Origin of the sequence: Terasakiispira papahanaumokuakeensis, from assembly GCF_001709345.1 — a bacterium.
GTDB classification, from domain to species: Bacteria; Pseudomonadota; Gammaproteobacteria; order Pseudomonadales; family Halomonadaceae; genus Terasakiispira; species Terasakiispira papahanaumokuakeensis.
This window is the reverse complement of sequence record NZ_MDTQ01000001.1, coordinates 1,971,019-1,988,008: the sequence shown is the minus strand read 5'-3', so window position 1 is coordinate 1,988,008 and position 16,990 is coordinate 1,971,019. Positions and strand designations below refer to the sequence as shown.

The 16,990-nt window shown below is 49.6% G+C and carries 15 protein-coding genes; 11 read left to right on the top strand and 4 right to left on the bottom strand.

All coding sequences use genetic code 11. From position 1 onward, the window contains the following. Position 1 precedes the first annotated feature (1 nt). From BFW38_RS08745 to BFW38_RS08735, 3 genes are all read left to right on the top strand, one after another. Complete coding sequence (locus BFW38_RS08745; RefSeq protein WP_068998034.1) at positions 2-1,492, top strand: Ca2+-dependent phosphoinositide-specific phospholipase C; 1,491 nt, start codon at positions 2-4, stop codon at positions 1,490-1,492. Positions 1,493-1,840: 348 nt separating this feature from the next. Continuing rightward, positions 1,841-2,965, top strand: a complete 1,125-nt coding sequence (locus tag BFW38_RS08740; protein ID WP_425427936.1) for a dienelactone hydrolase family protein — start codon at positions 1,841-1,843, stop codon at positions 2,963-2,965. A gap of 289 nt (positions 2,966-3,254) precedes the next feature. Then, positions 3,255-4,079 carry an HDOD domain-containing protein gene (locus BFW38_RS08735; RefSeq protein WP_068998033.1) on the top strand — a complete coding sequence of 275 codons (825 nt, stop codon included), beginning with the start codon at positions 3,255-3,257 and terminating at the stop codon, positions 4,077-4,079. 93 nt (positions 4,080-4,172) lie between these two features. Here the strand turns inward: BFW38_RS08735 and BFW38_RS08730 are convergent, their stop codons facing one another. Then, positions 4,173-4,532, bottom strand: a complete 360-nt coding sequence (locus BFW38_RS08730) for a hypothetical protein (protein ID WP_068998032.1) — start codon at positions 4,530-4,532, stop codon at positions 4,173-4,175. A gap of 471 nt (positions 4,533-5,003) precedes the next feature. Here BFW38_RS08730 and BFW38_RS08725 point away from each other — a divergent pair, with 471 nt between their 5' ends. After that, positions 5,004-5,780 carry a DUF3750 domain-containing protein gene (locus BFW38_RS08725; RefSeq protein ID WP_068998031.1) on the top strand — a complete coding sequence of 259 codons (777 nt, stop codon included), beginning with the start codon at positions 5,004-5,006 and terminating at the stop codon, positions 5,778-5,780. Positions 5,781-5,852: 72 nt separating this feature from the next. Here the strand turns inward: BFW38_RS08725 and fghA are convergent, their stop codons facing one another. Continuing rightward, a complete protein-coding gene (fghA, locus tag BFW38_RS08720; protein ID WP_068998030.1) occupies positions 5,853-6,710 on the bottom strand; it encodes an S-formylglutathione hydrolase in 858 nt (285 codons plus the stop codon). A gap of 76 nt (positions 6,711-6,786) precedes the next feature. Further along, a complete protein-coding gene (locus BFW38_RS08715) occupies positions 6,787-7,896 on the bottom strand; it encodes an S-(hydroxymethyl)glutathione dehydrogenase/class III alcohol dehydrogenase (RefSeq protein ID WP_068998029.1) in 1,110 nt (369 codons plus the stop codon). A 267-nt stretch (positions 7,897-8,163) separates the two neighbouring features. Here BFW38_RS08715 and BFW38_RS08710 point away from each other — a divergent pair, with 267 nt between their 5' ends. From BFW38_RS08710 to BFW38_RS08700, 3 genes are all read left to right on the top strand, one after another. Further along, a complete protein-coding gene (locus BFW38_RS08710) occupies positions 8,164-9,060 on the top strand; it encodes a LysR family transcriptional regulator (protein WP_068998028.1) in 897 nt (298 codons plus the stop codon). A 100-nt stretch (positions 9,061-9,160) separates the two neighbouring features. Beyond that, positions 9,161-9,805 carry an MOSC domain-containing protein gene (locus BFW38_RS08705; protein WP_069000332.1) on the top strand — a complete coding sequence of 215 codons (645 nt, stop codon included), beginning with the start codon at positions 9,161-9,163 and terminating at the stop codon, positions 9,803-9,805. Then, positions 9,787-10,350 (top strand): GNAT family N-acetyltransferase, encoded by a 564-nt coding sequence (locus tag BFW38_RS08700; RefSeq protein WP_218186395.1) that lies wholly within the window; start codon positions 9,787-9,789, stop codon positions 10,348-10,350. The genes BFW38_RS08705 and BFW38_RS08700 overlap by 19 nt, the downstream gene beginning before the upstream one ends. An 86-nt stretch (positions 10,351-10,436) precedes the next feature. Here the strand turns inward: BFW38_RS08700 and BFW38_RS08695 are convergent, their stop codons facing one another. Beyond that, positions 10,437-12,080, bottom strand: coding sequence for an electron transfer flavoprotein-ubiquinone oxidoreductase (locus BFW38_RS08695; protein WP_069000331.1), 1,644 nt, complete (start codon positions 12,078-12,080; stop codon positions 10,437-10,439). Positions 12,081-12,660: 580 nt separating this feature from the next. On the opposite strand from BFW38_RS08695, the gene BFW38_RS08690 reads away from it, so the two are divergent. From BFW38_RS08690 to BFW38_RS08675, 4 genes are all read left to right on the top strand, one after another. After that, positions 12,661-13,413, top strand: coding sequence for an electron transfer flavoprotein subunit beta/FixA family protein (locus BFW38_RS08690; RefSeq protein WP_068998026.1), 753 nt, complete (start codon positions 12,661-12,663; stop codon positions 13,411-13,413). Further along, positions 13,410-14,339, top strand: coding sequence for an electron transfer flavoprotein subunit alpha/FixB family protein (locus BFW38_RS08685; RefSeq protein ID WP_068998025.1), 930 nt, complete (start codon positions 13,410-13,412; stop codon positions 14,337-14,339). Before BFW38_RS08690 ends, BFW38_RS08685 begins: the two co-directional genes overlap by 4 nt. Positions 14,340-14,769: 430 nt before the next feature. Then, a complete protein-coding gene (locus BFW38_RS08680) occupies positions 14,770-15,603 on the top strand; it encodes a DUF3450 domain-containing protein (protein WP_068998024.1) in 834 nt (277 codons plus the stop codon). After that, positions 15,600-16,982: a MotA/TolQ/ExbB proton channel family protein gene (locus tag BFW38_RS08675; protein ID WP_068998023.1), complete on the top strand. Its 1,383-nt coding sequence runs from the start codon at positions 15,600-15,602 to the stop codon at positions 16,980-16,982. The genes BFW38_RS08680 and BFW38_RS08675 overlap by 4 nt, the downstream gene beginning before the upstream one ends. Positions 16,983-16,990 lie beyond the last annotated feature (8 nt).

Below are 16,990 nucleotides of genomic sequence, written 5' to 3'. Positions count from 1 at the left end.
GATGAACGAAGAGGTTACATATCGTGCTGCGCGCCAGAAAGGTTCGCACAACACTTATCAGCGTAGTGAAGGTTACATCGACCAGGCGCTTTATTGGCGGATTCGCTCGCTGGAGATTGATATTCATAACGGCAATGATGCCTCCGGCTGGCCGAAGCTTCAGGGGGACTGGTACGTCTATCATCTGTCAGTGGTGGATCAGAACTCAACGGTTAACCAGCTGTCGGATGCACTGGCAGTGCTGCGCGCTTTTCATCTGGCGGTGCCTGATCACGAGGTAATGACCCTCTGGCTGGATATCAAAGACAGCTTCACTGCCACTAATCATACTCCCGAAGCGTTGGATCAACTGCTGGTGGAAGGACTGGGGCGTGAGGCCATCTGGGGCCCGCCGGATCTGATTGGCTCTGAGCCCTCTCTGCAGCAAGCGATTCATCAACACGGTTGGCCTTCGCTGGAGGCGCTGCGGGGCAAGTTTATCTTTGCCTGCACCACCGGGGATTTGAGTTCTCCTGATTCGCACTTGAATCAATACGTTGAAAACGGAGCGACTGCAAATCAGCGGTTGGCTTTTGTCGCACCGGATATCAGTCAAACAGATCAGATTCTACAGTTTGATTATGCGGTGGTATTTAACCTGAGCTCGTCACATATTGCACTCGGTCAGGCCATACAAGAGCAGGGATTTGTCGGTCGCGCCTATGGTCTGGATAGCCAGTCCTCCTGGTGCAAAGGTTGGCAAGACCAGGTGAACCATCTCACCACCAATAAGGTGAATGCCTTCAGCGATGAGTGGGCGCGCACGGATAACCCGTCAACCGGCTATCCCTTTGATTTTCTAGGGGGAGATCAGGGGGAGCCATTGGTAGAGCCAGGGGCACTCTTTGCCATTCGGGTGAACTCTGAGGATCTCTGGTCGAAAGAGGATAGCGGCTATTTCCAGTTTGACTCGATGAGCAACCCTGACCGGACATTGACCGGATTTGTGGGAAATCCAGCCTCACATGTGAATGGGTGGATTAAAGGTGGGTTGATGGCACGAGCATCAACCGATGCGAGCGCGGCGTACTGTGCTGTGCTTCGTACCGGTAGTCATGGTATTCGGATGCAATCCCGTTCATCTGCGGGGGATGATAGTGCCGCGATAGAGGCCATGATTCCTCATGGCGTGAACGGTTATCCGCGAGTCAGCGCTAATACACCTATCTGGTTACGCCTGACGGTAGAAGGACAGGGTCGCAAGGTGACCGGCTACTATTCTATCGATGGCAGTCACTGGATCAGTATCGGGACCGTGTCGGTGAATGTACCTTTGGGCCTACAGGGATGGGTGGCCAGCTCTCATGGTTCGGGCGAGGTCAAATGGCTGTTTGGAGGAGCGCCAGCACCAGCTGAAGGTCGCATACTTGGCCACAACGCTAGTGGTGAATTCCTGAGCTCATCTGCACAAGCAGCCAGTCTTGGGAGTAAACCTTCCGATGCGTATTGCTAAAACGTGGACTTAATTGTCTAAAGCATGAGATTTGTTCTGAATGTTATTGAATCGACGCCTCTACCTGCTAGGGGCGTTTTTTTTAAGCTAATGGCGCGTTAATGTATCGCTAGACATGCAAAGGGTTAAGTCACGTTCAATATGACATTGTCCAGAATATTACTGTATCAATAGTATGACATCATATGTTTGTCTTATTGTGGGAAGGTGTATCACTCCGGCAGGCTATCCGTAATTCGATGACAACGAATGAGCTTAATCAAGGAGGATGCTATGGCTCAATCTAATCAATCTCTCAGGCTCGTATGTTTACTTGGCGCGATATTTGGTATGTCTTTCAACCTTTGTATGTCTTCAAACACTTTCGCTTCTCCTCCCGTTCCCTCGCCTAGGTACCAGACTGAAGGTGTGACACCTGACCTATTGCCGGTCATGGTGGATCAGCTCAAGGCGCGTATGACATATCCCATGGCATGGTCTTCAGACGTTGAGGATTTAGTCCAGTGGCGGCGTAAGGGACAAGAGAAACTTTGGTCTCTTACTTGGCAGGTACCGACCTCTGTACCGTTTGATCCTGTTGTCGTTGATGAGGTTGACCGTGGTACTTACATTGCGCGTAAAGTCGCCTTTAACCTGACACAAGACAGCCGTGTCTTGGGGTTACTATTAATCCCCAAAGGAAGTGGTCCTTTCCCTTCAGCTGTTTTTTATCACGATCATGGGGCACGGTTTGATATTGGTAAGGAAAAGCTGATTCGTACCTGGAATGATCCCTATCGCTTAGCCGCATCCCAGGTGTGGGCAGAACGTTATTTCAGTGGTCGATTTCCCGGTGATGTCCTCGCTGAGCGTGGCTATATGGTGTTGGCTGTTGATGCTTTGGGCTGGGGCGATCGCGGCCCGATGTCATATGAAGATCAGCAAGCTTTGGCGGCCAATATGGCGAATCTAGGGAGTTCCATGGCAGGCTTGATGGCTTATGAAGATGTACGGGCTGCTGAGTTCTTAGCCGCTCAGCCCGAGACCGATGCTGAACGTGTGGCCGCAATTGGTTTTTCCATGGGGGCTTTTCGGGCCTGGCAGGCAGCGGCTTTGAGCGATGCGGTAAAGGCCAGTATTGCGATCAATTGGATGGCGCCTGCCAAGCAATTGATGGTGCCTGGCAATAATCAGTTACGGGGTGGGTCTGCCTGGCAAATGCTACACCCCGGCCTCTTGAGATTTCTAGACTACCCTGATGTCGCCAGCCTAGCCGCCCCTAAACCGATGTTGTTGCTCGCAGGAGATCAGGATCCTTTATTTCCTCCTGAGGCGGTATATCAAGCCTGGGATAAAATGGCGAAGGTCTGGAAGGCTTGGGGCTACCCCGATCGACTCAGTGTCAAAATGTGGTCGGGATCCCATGTTTTTATTGATCAGCAGCAAGATTATGCGTATGACTGGTTAACACGCATGTGGTCTGCCGCTCCTTGAGTCTATGGTCGTGGAACTATGGCGGGCTGTTCTGTTGATGAGCGCTATAAATAAAGCGGCTCAAAGGTGTTCATTGAACTAAAAAAGGTGGGCCTCTGTATCAGATTAGATCAACGCGTTATTCTATACTTATGCTACTGGTTGCTTTAATCAATGTCTTGATGATGAAGACGTCAGTTGTTAGGTGTGATGTTAAGTATTGAGGTAAATATAAGGACGTCTTCGGTGTTGTTGGGGCGTCGCTCTGGACCTGCGTTATTGCTGGACTCCTTTTGTAATGGAGGCTTTTATGCCCATAGCCACTTTGTTTGAAAGCGTTTACCAACTGCCCAGTATTCCGAAAGTTGTCTTAGAGCTCATGGAGACATTTAACTCGGAAACAGTCAGTGCTGATGAGATTGGTCGACAGATTAATAAGGATCAGGCTTTTGCGGCCAAAGTCTTACGTTTGGCCAATTCGTCACGTTATGGCGTGGGACGGAAAGTCGCATCGATCAGTGATGCTGTTGTGCTTCTGGGGACGGATCAGCTCAGAACCTTAGTGACGGCTTCTGGGATGACGACCGCTTTTATCAATGTGCCTGGACTGAATAAGCAGAAATTTTGGCGTGATACTTTTCATATCGCCAGTCTTTGTAAGGTATTGGCTAAGCATGCTCAGGTGGATCGAGAAGTGGCCTTTACGTGCGGGATGATGCATTCAATTGGTGAGTTGTTGATCCACATGGGGGAGCCTGAAAAAGCAAGAAAGATCGACCAGCTTGTGGCCCATGGTGGCGATCGTGTTGAGCTTGAACGTAATATGCTGGGCTATGACTATGCTCAGGTCGGTGTTGAATTAGCAAAACGCTGGCACTTTCCTGAAGCTATTCAGCTTGCGATTAGTCATCATATTGACCCAGAACAGCAGCCTTTTTCTCCGTATGCGGCTTTGATTTCAATCGCACTTTATATTCATCAGGCTGAGCAAAAGGGGTTAAGTGAGGAAGATCAAATGGCCCACTTCCCTTTTGAGTTGTCCCAACGTCTCTCACTGGATGTCAGCCAGGTATTTGATGACTGGGCTGCTTTGAAATCAGAAGAAGATGATCTTGATGCTGTGTTAAGCGCTTGATGTTTTGAGATTTTTTATCGTGTTCTGGAGAAAGTGACCGATAAAGGCCCTGTGAGTGTTTGAAGCAGGGCCTTTATTCTATATGGCATTCGATTAATGCGCTGCTTTTGTATGATGGTAATAGAGATAAGCAAGCCCAATAGGTGCAATGAAAATAGCAAAGCTCCAGCATAATACCATGGTGATAAATTTAACGATTAACATGACAAGTGCGTTAATAAAGAAGATATTGTCTCCCATGATGAAATGGATAATGCTTTCGTAAACAAAACGCGCATATGGATATAAGAGTGTATTGATGAGTAATAAAGAAATGGTGCCAAGTGTGAGTGTGCTTTGACCATTGAGTGTCATCATAATCACAAGCCCTGACAATATCGCGCCAAAGAACAGATGGCGAAGATAATATTGAGTCGAAAGGCCGCCAAAGGTTTTTTTGATCATGTTCTGCATGAGATTTCCCTTGATGTGTTGCGCTCAGTGTCTTCCTAGAGTGTCTTCCGAGACGATAGGTTGATGATGTGATGAATACACTTTTTAGCCACTGTCGTCGCAGGCTATAGTGCTGAATCTGAACAGGCTTTATGCGCTTTAGATTATCTCGTGAGTATCTTGGTATGATCACTTGTCTCTATATGGATACTCTTCTTAGTTTTATCTTGCCTTATCATCCCTTCGTTTTCTTCTTTTTTAGATGACATTTTTATTCAGACGGCATTTTTATTATTGTCATTATTGTGTTTTTGGCCGTATATCCGTTCTGATTAAATATCGGTTGAGAAAATGCACTGTTCTGTGGTCTAAGTTTGGATCTCTAGGGTCGAGTTCTCCGTGGTCGTGATTTCGTTGGGTGATTGCGTTGTGAAAGCGTGATGCCATCAACGGCATTAGAAGTCAGCTGTCGTGAAAAGGGAGCCCGTGGCGATGTGGTTAAAGGTTTTGAGTGGTAGCTTGTTCATGATCATGGTGTTATTACTGGGTCCGTTATGGGTGGCAGCAGATACTCGCTTAAATAGTGAGGGCGCGACCAGTTGGCGTACGGCTGATCGTTCAAGTGCAGGGTTGGCCCCCAATCCCGTTAAGACTTCTGAAGCGGTGGTTCAGGTTTATGCAGCGAGGGCCTGGAGTTGGCGAGGTTATTTTGCCGTACATACTTGGATCAGTACTAAAGCAGAGGGCGCTTCAGATTATCGCGTCCATCAAGTGATTGGCTGGAGACGCCCTGTCGTTCAATCCCAAGTGCAAACCCCTGATCAGGCGTGGTATGGGCAGTCTCCGACTTTGCTGGCCGATTTGCGTGGAGATCAGGCTGCTGAAGCCATTGTTCAAATTGAACAAGCCGTCGCGGATTACCCATATCCTGATCAATATCGGGCTTGGCCTGGCCCCAATAGTAATACTTTCGTAGCCTGGGTGATCCGGCAAACCGATGCATTAAATGTTGCCTTGCCTAACCATGCGATTGGGAAGGATTATCTGGGCATGCAAGTCGCTGCGGTGCCCCCTGGCGGTGCCGGTTTACAAGTATCATTAGGCGGAATTGCAGGCGTATTATTAGGCTGGCGTGAAGGGCTTGAGATGAATATTCTAGGTTTATCTTTTGGCGTGAACCCCATGGCCATGGGGATTAAGCTGCCCGGTATTGGGGAGTTGGCGTTGCGTAATACTAATCCGATGCCGCCAGCGCAGGATGAGGGGTGAAAGGTGTGCTTTGCTTGTCAATAAGCGGCCAGAAAAGGCCGCTTAGGTGATATCGGTTCAACCTTAATCATGTTAGATCAATTTTAAAGCTTTGGCATGATGGCTTAAGTGATCATCAATAAAGCTAGCGATAAAGAAGTAGCTGTGATCATAGCCTGGTTGTAAGCGAAGCACTATCGGGTGACTGACATGATCGCAGGCCTCTTGTAAGGCTTCGGGTTTGAGTTGTCCCGCTGCTAAAAAATTGTCAGCATCACCTTGGTCAACCAGTAATGGCAGCTGTTCCTGTGCTTGGCTAATCAGTTCACAGGCATCCCACTGTTTCCAAGATTCTCGATCTTCCCCTAAGTAACCGGTAAAGGCTTTTTGCCCCCATGGGCACTCGGTCGGGTGACTGATTGGGGCAAAGGCTGAAACCGATTGATAGCGGCCTGGATTTTTCAACGCACAGATTAAGGCACCGTGGCCGCCCATTGAATGGCCACTGATACTACGTTGATCGGTGACGGGAAAGTGAGCTTCGATTAAGGTCGGCAATTCTTCGACGACATAGTCATACATCCGGTAATGTTGATCCCAGGGGGCTTGAGTGGCATTCACATAGAAGCCTGCGCCAGAACCAAAATCGTAGCTGTCGTGCTCTTGGGGAAGATCTGTACCCCGCGGGCTGGTATCCGGGCAAACGATGGCTAATCCAAGCTCGGCTGCCATGCGTTGAGCACCGGCTTTCTGCATGAAGTTCTCATCGTTACAAGTGAGGCCAGATAACCAATAAAGCACGGGTACGGCTTCGCGCTCAGCCTTTGGGGGCAGATAAATAGCGAAGATCATGTCCGTACCGGTGCTGCTGGCACTATGCTGGTAACGTTTGAGCCAACCACCAAAGCTTTTTTGACTACTGAGTAGCTCAAGATGCTGTTGTTGTGACATGGTCATCTCCTGGAACAAAATATTTACTCGACGGCCTCCGTCAGTATTAAGCTGGCTGATGCCGTCGATAATGTGATCAGTAGAGGATGACAGAACGGATGCTTTCACCTTCATGCATCAGATCAAAGGCCTTGTTGATGTCTTCCAGGCCCATGGTGTGAGTGATGAAAGGATCAATTTCAATTTTGCCGTTCATGTAGTCTTCAACATAACCTGGCAGCTGACTGCGACCTTTGACGCCACCAAATGCAGAGCCTTTCCAAACACGCCCGGTAACCAACTGGAAAGGACGAGTAGAAATTTCCTGACCTGCGCCTGCAACCCCGATAATGACCGATTCTCCCCAGCCCTTATGACAACATTCAAGTGCCTGACGCATGACTTGAACATTACCAATACATTCGAAGGAGTAATCAACGCCTCCGTCGGTCATATCAACAATGACTTGCTGGATCGGGTCTGAGAAATTCTTCGGGTTAATGCAGTCTGTTGCGCCGAACTGCTTGGCCATCTCGAATTTGTCTTCGTTAATGTCGATGGCGATGATGCGCTCGGCTTGCGCCATACGAGCGCCTTGGATGCACGATAAACCAATCCCGCCGAGGCCAAAAATGGCGACAGTGGAGCCCGGCTCAACTTTGGCCGTGTTCAGGACAGCCCCGATCCCTGTGGTGATACCACAACCTAATAGGCAGACTTTTTCCAGCGGGGCATCGACATGAATTTTCGCCAGCGAAATTTCAGGCACGACCGTATATTCAGAGAAGGTCGAGGTGCCCATATAGTGGAACAACTCTTTGCCCCCGGTTGAAAAGCGTGTTGTGCCATCAGGCATGAGGCCTTGGCCTTGTGTGGCGCGCACGGCTTGGCACAAGTTCGTTTTACCGGATAAACAGAACTTACATTGGCCACATTCAGCGGTGTAGAGCGGGATAACATGATCTCCTGGCTTCAGGCTGGTGACGCCTGCGCCTACTTCCTGGACAATGCCCGCACCTTCGTGGCCTAAAATAGAGGGAAAAATGCCTTCAGGGTCAGCGCCTGACAAGGTGAATGCGTCAGTATGACATACCCCTGTGGCGACGATTTGAACCAGTACTTCACCTGCTTTAGGGCCTTGAACGTCGACTTCTTCGATCGTTAATGGTTGACCGGCACCCCAGGCAACAGCGGCACGTGATTTCATGGTGGCTCCTCATCGGTTCAAGTCAGTGTGTGATATCAATATGTATAAAAGCACTCACAATGCAGCGAGTGCTTGGGAACACTTATCAAAGCAATTGCACGCAGTGTAGCGGAGCCTGAGCACAATATTAATATCACGAATGACAAATGATTGTTGTCATATAACAATAAAGTGCTCGGTGTTTTGGTTGAGAAACGCTGACTGATTGAAAATGAAAAGCATTGAGTGATCGAAAAGCGTGGAATGATTTGAGGAGTATGCCGACGTATGCATCATTGGGAAGCAGTGGAAGCCTTTGTTGAAGTGATGAAACAAGGGAGTTTCTCGGCCGCAGCGGATAGACTAAAAGTTTCACCATCTCATGTGAGTCGTTTGGTGGCTAAGTTGGAGTCATCTTTAGGTGTCCCTTTGCTATATCGGACGACTCGAAAGCTGCGTCCCAGCCAGGCCGGACAGCGCTATTATGAACAATGTCGTCGCTTACTTGAGGGGTTGGTGTCTGCCGAACATGCCATTAGTGCTGAAGCGCATGAAGCTGTCGGGCCTTTGAAAGTGACTTGTGCCACCACTTTTGGTGAGCGGTTTATTGCCCCGGTATTGAATGAATTGATGCTGCAACACCCTCGACTCTCTTTGGATTTGCATTTGACTAATCGTCGTGTTGATTTGATTGAAGAGGGATATGACCTGGCCGTTCGCATGGGGGCCATGGATGATTCGTCTATGCTCTCACGGCGTTTGTGCGACCGGCGAGAGTATTTATGTGCCAGCCCCGCTTATTTAGAGCGATTTGGCATGCCTCATGTGCTGAGTGAGCTGGCTCATCACCGTTGTTTGACGGGGTCTCGTACACGCTGGCTTTTTCAACGTGAGGGACAGCGTTATGAGATTCGTCCTGAAGCCAGTTGGCGTTCCAATTCGGGTCCTGCACAGTTGGATGCTGTTCGGCGGGGCTTAGGCATTGCTCAGTTGCCTGATTATTATGTCGAGCCTGACCTTGCCAGTGGACGCTTAGTCTCCTTGCTCGATCAGTATCGTTATCCTTTTAGCGGCGTTTGGTTGATTTATCCTAGAAGTCGTCAGCGATCACGCCGTTTACAGCTCTTATGCGATGCATTGCTGGCGCGCTTTGCAGATCAAGTCCCTTGGCGAGAAGCGATCTGAGTGGGTTGGATTTCGCTGGATGCCGTCTGTACCGTCGTTGTTGTTAAACATTGTTAAAAGTCGTTTGGATGATACAGCGCTATTTTTAAAGGAGGTCAAGGTGACTCAGTCGGTAACCGTTTTAGCGGTCAATATTGGTGAGAAACAAACATTAACTTATCGCGGTAAGTCCGTTGACTCAGGGATCGTGAAAGTGCCGCAAACCCATCAGGTGGCTGTTACGGTCGCGGGACTTGCAGGTGATACGATCATTCATACCAAGCACCATGGCGGCGCCGATCAAGCGGTTTATTCTTATGCCATTGAAGATTATGAATGGTGGATGTCGTTATTGGGGCATGAGTTGGCTCCGGGAGCCTTTGGCGAAAACTTAATGTTAAAAGGGCTGCCACAGCAGGTGCGAGTGGGGGACCGTTTGCAATTTGATTCGGTGCTATTGGAAGCCACCGCGCCTAGGATTCCTTGTAATATTCTGTCGACTCGGATGCAGGATGCGACGTTTACTAAACAGTTCATCCAGGCTGAGCGCTCAGGGGTTTATTGGCGTGTGATCAACGAGGGGCCGCTTAAAGCTGGAGATGCTGCGATCTATCAAGCGGCTTCAATTGATTTTCCGACGATACAATCGCTTTATCGATTAATGACGGGCAAATCGAGACCTGTGGATCAAATACAAGCGGCACTCAAGGCCCCTCTGGCCGAGCGAGTACGGCAGAAGTTTGAAAAATGGTTGGCTCAGTCATGACCGTCATTGAGACGTCAAGATTAAGGCTGCGGCCATGGTTTGAGTATGATCAAACGGCTTTTGCCCAAATGAACGCGGATCCTGTCGTGATGCGGTATTTCCCTGCGCCACTGTCTCGCTCAGAAAGCGATGCCCTTATGGCACGACTGCAGTCGTTAATTGACCAAAACGGTTACGGATTTTGGGCACTTGAACACAAGCGTACTCACGCCTTGATGGGGTTTGTGGGGTTAAATGATCAACTCATTGATAGTGGTTTTCCGGTGACGCCTTTAACTGAGATTGGCTGGCGCTTAGCGGCTTCTTATTGGGGGAAGGGCTATGCCCCTGAAGCGGCTAAAGCTGTGTTGCAATGGGCTTGGCAGCATCTTGATCTTGATTCGGTTTATGCCTTTACCACGCTAGCGAATCAGCCGTCACGGCGTGTGATGGAGAAAATTGGCATGTCGGATACAGGGATGGACTTTGATCATCCAAAGCTGGCTCATGATCATCCCTTGGCCCGGCATTGTTTTTATCGCATTGCGCGACCTGAATCGTACTGACCGGATGGTATACATTGAGTCTGTGCTCATATCAAAACAGCGGAGTTGTGCTCCGCTGTTTTGATGTTGAGTGGGGCAATTTCTCGTTACATATTGGGATAGTTCGGCCCGCCGCCACCTTCTGGTGTGACCCAGGTTATATTTTGTGCTGGGTCTTTAATATCGCAGGTTTTACAATGAACGCAGTTTGAGAAGTTAATACGGAATTGCTTCTCACCATCATCACCGTCAATGACTTCATATACGCCAGCCGGACAATAACGTTGGGCAGGCTCATCATATTTTGGAAGATTTTGCTGGATTGGAATCAGCGGATCTTTCAAACGCAAATGACAGGGTTGATCTTCTTCATGGTTCGTATTGGAGAGGAAAACTGAAGAAAGTTTATCGAAGCTCAGTACGCCATCAGGTTTCGGGTAGTTGATTTGAGGAGACTCGGATGCTGGCTTCAGCTGTGCATGGTCTGGGTGAGTGTCGTGCAGTGTCAGCGGCATTTTTCCATTGAAAATGTTCTGATCAACGAAGTTGAATGCACCCCCTAGGAAAGTCCCGAACTTATGCATTGCGGGCCCAAAGTTACGTGAACGATGTAACTCGTCCTGCGCCCAGCATTGCTCCCAACGGGTTGAGAAAGTAATCAAATCCTGACCGCCTTCATCGCCAGCAGCAATCGCTTCGAAGACTGTTTCCGCTGCGATCATGCCGGATTTCATCGCAGTATGAATACCTTTGATTTTAGCGAAATTCAGCGTGCCGGCATCGCAACCAATCAATAGGCCCCCCGGGAATGTCATTTTAGGCAGACAATTATACCCGCCTTTGGTGATCGCTCGGGCGCCATAAGCCACACGGGAACCCCCTTCCAGGTATTGCTTAATCACTGGGTGGTGTTTCATGCGTTGGAATTCATCAAACGGCGATAAATGCGGATTGGAGTAGGAAAGGTCAACGATCAATCCTACTGAGACTTGGTTGTTCTCTGCGTGATACAGGAAGAACCCCCCAGCGGTTTCTTTTGTTTCACTCAGTGGCCAGCCTGAGCCATGGACGACTAATCCAGGTTGGTGTTTGGCTGGATCAATGTCCCACAGTTCTTTAATGCCGATTCCGTAATGCTGCGGGTCTTTGCCTGCATCCAAGTCATAATGCGTGATCAGCTGTTTGCCGAGGTGTCCACGACAGCCTTCAGCAAATAAAGTGTAACGTCCGTACAACGCCATTGGGGGCACATACGAATCTTTTTCCTGGCCTTCAGCACTAATGCCCATGGCGCCCGTCATAATGCCTTTGACTTCACCTTTGTCACCATAAACGACTTCAGCAGCGGTAAAGCCAGGATAGATTTCGACACCTAGGGCTTCGGCTTGTTCGCCCAGCCAGCGAGTCAGGTTGCCCTCGCTGATAATGTAATTACCATGGTTGTGCATGGTTTTGGGCACCAACAGGCCGGGTAATTTCTGCCCCTTCTCATTGTTTTGAAGCAAATAGACTTGATCTTCGGTGACAGGCGTATTCAGTGGAGCGCCTTTTTCTTTCCAGTCAGGGATAAGCTCGCCCAGTACTGTGGGTTCAAAAACCGCACCCGATAGGATATGCGCACCAATTTCTGAGCCTTTCTCGACGACGCATACGGTGAGTTCTTGCTCCGCATTTTGGGCCTGCTGCATCAGGCGAATGGCTGCGGATAAGCCAGCCGGGCCACCTCCGACGATCAGAACGTCGAACTCCATTACATTTTCATCTTCCACGGCGGTCTCCTCAGATCAGATGCCATTGTCCTTAAAATCAGGATTATTGTATGTCGATCCCTGGCCATTCTCCTGCCTCTGGGTCTATAACCGGTATCAGGATCTACAAAAGTATGGCTGGACAATATTATTATGAGTGCTTGATTTAAAACGGTCGTTTGCTTTAGGTCAACGAATTGCGTTAAGTTGACGTTCTTGATAGCAATGCGTCAAGTGCTATGTCGTATTTGTTGATGATGATTAGCCTGAAGTATAACCTGACATTGAGTGGATGTGCGCTGCACAATAACGCGAGTGTTGTGTAGGATCATGTGATAGATAAGGCGTCAAGACTTGCCTTATGACAAGCAGATGTAAAAGTGTGACTGACTGGTTTAAGGTGGTGTTTGACTGAAATTGCCTCTCCGGTCATCATCTTGCAGGTTTCGTGACACGCCAGCTGCTATCCCGTGCGTGCCAACTTCAATCGCTTGTTTTATCCAAATGTCTTGAAATGAATGCTATAAAACCTGCGTCATTTCATTCCAATGGATAAGATCAGCTAATAGGAAATGAGGACTCTATGAAGGTTCTTGTCGCTGTCAAACGAGTCATTGACTATAACGTCAAGATCCGCGTCAAGGCGGACAACTCCGACGTCGATCTGGCCAACGTTAAAATGGCTATGAATCCTTTCTGTGAGATTGCGGTTGAAGAGGCCGTACGTCTGAAAGAAAAGGGTATTGCGAGCGAGATCGTTGCGGTTTCGATTGGGCCAAAAACGGCCCAGGAGCAACTCAGAACGGCGATGGCGTTAGGCGCCGATCGTGGCATTCTGGTTGAAACCGATGAAGCGCTGGAATCGCTGGCTGTGGCTAAATTGCTCAGTAAAGTGATTGAGGAAGAGCAGCCGCAGTTAGTCCTGATGGGTAAACAGGCGATCGATACGGATAATAACCAGACGACTCAAATGGTATCCGCGTTGACCGGGTTTGCTCAGGGGGCTTTCACCTCTGGCCTTGAAGTCGCTGATGGACAAGCCAAAGTCACCCGAGAAATTGATGGTGGTTTACAGACGCTGAATCTGAAATTGCCTGCCGTTATCAGTGCGGATCTGCGTCTTAACGAGCCCCGTTATGCATCACTGCCCAATATTATGAAGGCAAAGCGTAAGCCGTTGGATACGAAAACCCCGGCCGATTTTGGGGTTGATGTTGCGCCACGCTTGAAGCTTCTGAAAGTTGAAGCGCCTGCTGAGCGCCAGGCGGGGATTAAAGTGGGCAGCGTTGATGAGCTGGTGGATAAACTGAAAAATGAAGCGAAGGTGATCTCATGAGCATTCTGGTAATTGCGGATCATCACAACAATGAGCTGATTGCCGCGACGGCGAATACTGTGGCCGCAGCACAGCTCATTGGTGGAGAAGTCGACGTTCTGGTGGCTGGTCAAGGTTGTGCTGCGATCGCAGATGAAGCCGCTAAATTGGCTGGTGTGAATAAGGTCTTGCTGGCTGATGATGCGGCTTACGATCATCTTTTGGCTGAAAATGTGGCCTTGTTGGTGAAAGAGCTGGCGGTGAATTACAGTCACGTATTTGCCCCGGCGACCAGTAACGGTAAGAACTTTATGCCGCGTGTGGCTGCATTGTTGGATGTCGCGCAAATTTCGGAAATTACAGCAGTTGAATCCGCTGATACGTTCCAGCGACCGATTTATGCGGGTAATGCGATTGCAACAGTACAAAGTACTGATGCTGTTAAAGTGATTACTGTGCGTCCGACTTCCTTTGATCCTGTTGCGGCCTCTGGCAGTGCTTCAGTGGAACCGGTGTCCGTCACCGTCCAAAATGCAGGCGTTTCTGAGTTCGTGGGTGAAGAATTAGCCCAATCTGATCGTCCTGAGCTGTCAGCGGCACGTGTTGTCGTTTCGGGTGGCCGAGGTGTTGGCAGCAGCGAAAACTTCTCTCATATTTATCAAGTGGCTGATAAGTTGGGAGCCGCTGTCGGAGCTTCTCGTGCTGCTGTTGATGCCGGATTTGTGCCGAATGATTTGCAAGTCGGGCAGACGGGTAAAGTCGTGGCACCTGAACTATATATTGCGGTCGGTATTTCTGGCGCTATTCAACACTTGGCGGGGATGAAAGACTCCAAAGTGATTGTGGCCATTAATAAAGATGAAGAAGCGCCTATCTTCCAAGTGGCGGATTATGGGTTGGTTGCCGATTTATTTGATGCGATGCCGGAGCTTGAAGGCAAGTTGTAAGCCTGCATTTGGTGTTTTTGACCTTTGTTCATGTGAGCATTGGCGCACCTTGCGCTCAATCTTCCTGGCAGCGTGTCGAAGCACACTTTGTATCACATGATACGTCTCTTATGGCACGTATCGTGCAATGCGTATTTTTATCGTGCGCATCTTATTAAAGAGCCAGCAGCGATGCTGGCTCTTTTTTTTGCGCATGGCTTATCAGTATTGGATTCGGTGATGGGGCGGCAAGCTGCAGTGATCGGTGTTATATCCCATCACTGCGGCGTTTGAAATCGATATCTCACTACGAATACATTTGATAATAAGTCTCATTTTGTGCATAATTAGCGCATCTAAACCGAGCTGATATCAAGCTGAACTGTGCCATCGCACGTCATGTTCTGGTGCTTGAATTTCTCGGGCGATTCAGTCTTTCAAGGAGTTTTCTGTGAATCAAGTGCGATTTTGCCGCTCATCCCGCTGGGGACTTTATCTGGGGATGATGCTACTGGTGGTGCAAGGGGTATACAGCCCAGTCACCATGGCCGCCAGTGAAGCCGTGACGCAAAATGAATCAGCCTCTAATACTTCTGCCCGTAGGGCTCAAGCTCAAGCCGAGCAGTTAGATGAGGCCGCACAGGAGTTCTTCGCTGAATATCGTCAGTTGCGCCATGAAACGCTCCAGGTCGAGGCTTATAACCAACGTCTTGATCGTTGGGTTCAGGGTCTGCGTGATGAAGTGGCCGATGTTCAGCGCCAGATCAGTTCGCTTGAATCGACTCGACGTGCATTATTGCCCATGCTCAGCGAGATGGTCTCGCGCATGGAACAGTTGATCCGTGCCGACCTGCCTTTTCATCAGGATGAGCGATTGGCGCGAGTGGAACAACTACGCCAATTACTGGATCGAGTGGATGTCAGTCAAGCCGAGAAGCTTCGTCAGGTACTCGCCAGTTATCGGCGTGAGCTAGATTTTGGCCGCACATTGGAGACCTGGGATGAGCAGTTGAATGTTCAGGGGCAGACCCGTCAGGTACAAATGCTTCGGATAGGGCGGATAGGGCTTTATTACCTCGATAACCAAGGACAAGGTGGCTTGTGGTCATCTGATAGCCAGCAATGGCAGCCATTGGAAGGTGGGGCTTTGAATGAATTAAGGCAGGGGATTGCCATGGCAAAAGAGCAAGGGGTACCGCGCTTGCTGACTTTGCCGTTATCCGTAGCACCAACGGAGAAACCTAGCCCGAAACAGAGTACTGCTGATCAGGAGTCGCAATCATGAAGTTATATCGACGGGGTTACCTGGCAGCGCTCTTAGGGATCATCATGATGGGGCCGTTAACTGTACATGCAGCATCTGATGATACCGCATGGCAACAGCTATTGAACGAGAGCCAGCATGATGCATTAGATCGCCGGGCTCGTGAAGAAGCTCGGAAAGCAGCGCTCACCTCTGATCGTAATCAACGTGCTCAGCAATTGTCCGCACAGCGCCAGGCTTTGTCTCGGGCTGAGGCTCGGCGTCAGAAGCTGGAAGATGAGCAGGCGCAGTTAGAGAATCAATTAGAAGAACTGCAGCAGACGTTAACACGAGAATCTGGGCATCTGGGAGAAGTGTTCGGCGCCTTTGATGATGGGGTGCAACAGCTGCAATCTCGGCTTGATGATTCATTGGTTACCGTTGACCAGCCGCAGCTGAGTCAGGCGGTGCACGCTTTGGCCAATCAACATGGCATTCCAGATGCTGAAGATCTTTCTCGGTTGTGGCAGTTACATCCCTTGATTTGGCAAGCAACGGGGGAAGTGGCTGAATTTAAAGCCGATTATACCCCGCTTCAAGGTACGGCGGTGCATCAAACTGTGGCGCGAGTGGGTGATTTTGACTTGATTTCTCGCGATGGTGCGATCCGTCGATCAGGTCAGTTGCTCATCGTTCGTGGTGGTCAACCAAGTGAAGCGGTGAGTGATGCGGCCCAGTTTATTGAAGGGAATAGTGAGGCGGTGCCTTTTGACCCCGCGCGCGGATTGGCGCATGAATTGAATACGCGTGAACCTAGTTTGCTGGAGCGCTTGCAACAAGGGGGCGCTGTTGGGTATGTCATTGTCGCGTTGGGTGTGATGGGGCTTTTGATTGCGATTATTCAAGGCATTCGCTTGACGCTGGAAAGCCAACGTATGCGTCGTCAGCATCAGGCGATGGAAGCGCCTGTTAAAGATAATGTATTAGGACGCATCATGTTGCGGTTACCGGCATCGGGTTCTGAGTCGGTGTTGGAAAATGCGTTAGATGAAGCGTTGTTGCGTGAAATGGCACCATTAGAGCGTGGCTTATCATTGATCAAGTTATTAGCCGCCATCGCACCTTTGCTCGGGCTGTTGGGGACCGTCGCTGGGATGATCGGTACTTTTCAGGCGATTACCGTGTTTGGTGCGGGTGAACCTCGCTTGATGGCCGGAGGTATTTCTCAAGCTTTGGTGACGACTGTTCTGGGGTTAATTACTGCAGTGCCATTGTTATTTGCTCATTTATTACTGCAAGGGCGAGCGCGTCGTTTGAGCCGGTTAATTGAAGCTGAAGGCGCTCATTGGCTGGTACAGCGTTTGTCACGGACATCGAATCAGCGGCAGTCGGCGGTTGCTGAACCGGTGGCCTCAGTCTAATGGCCGGG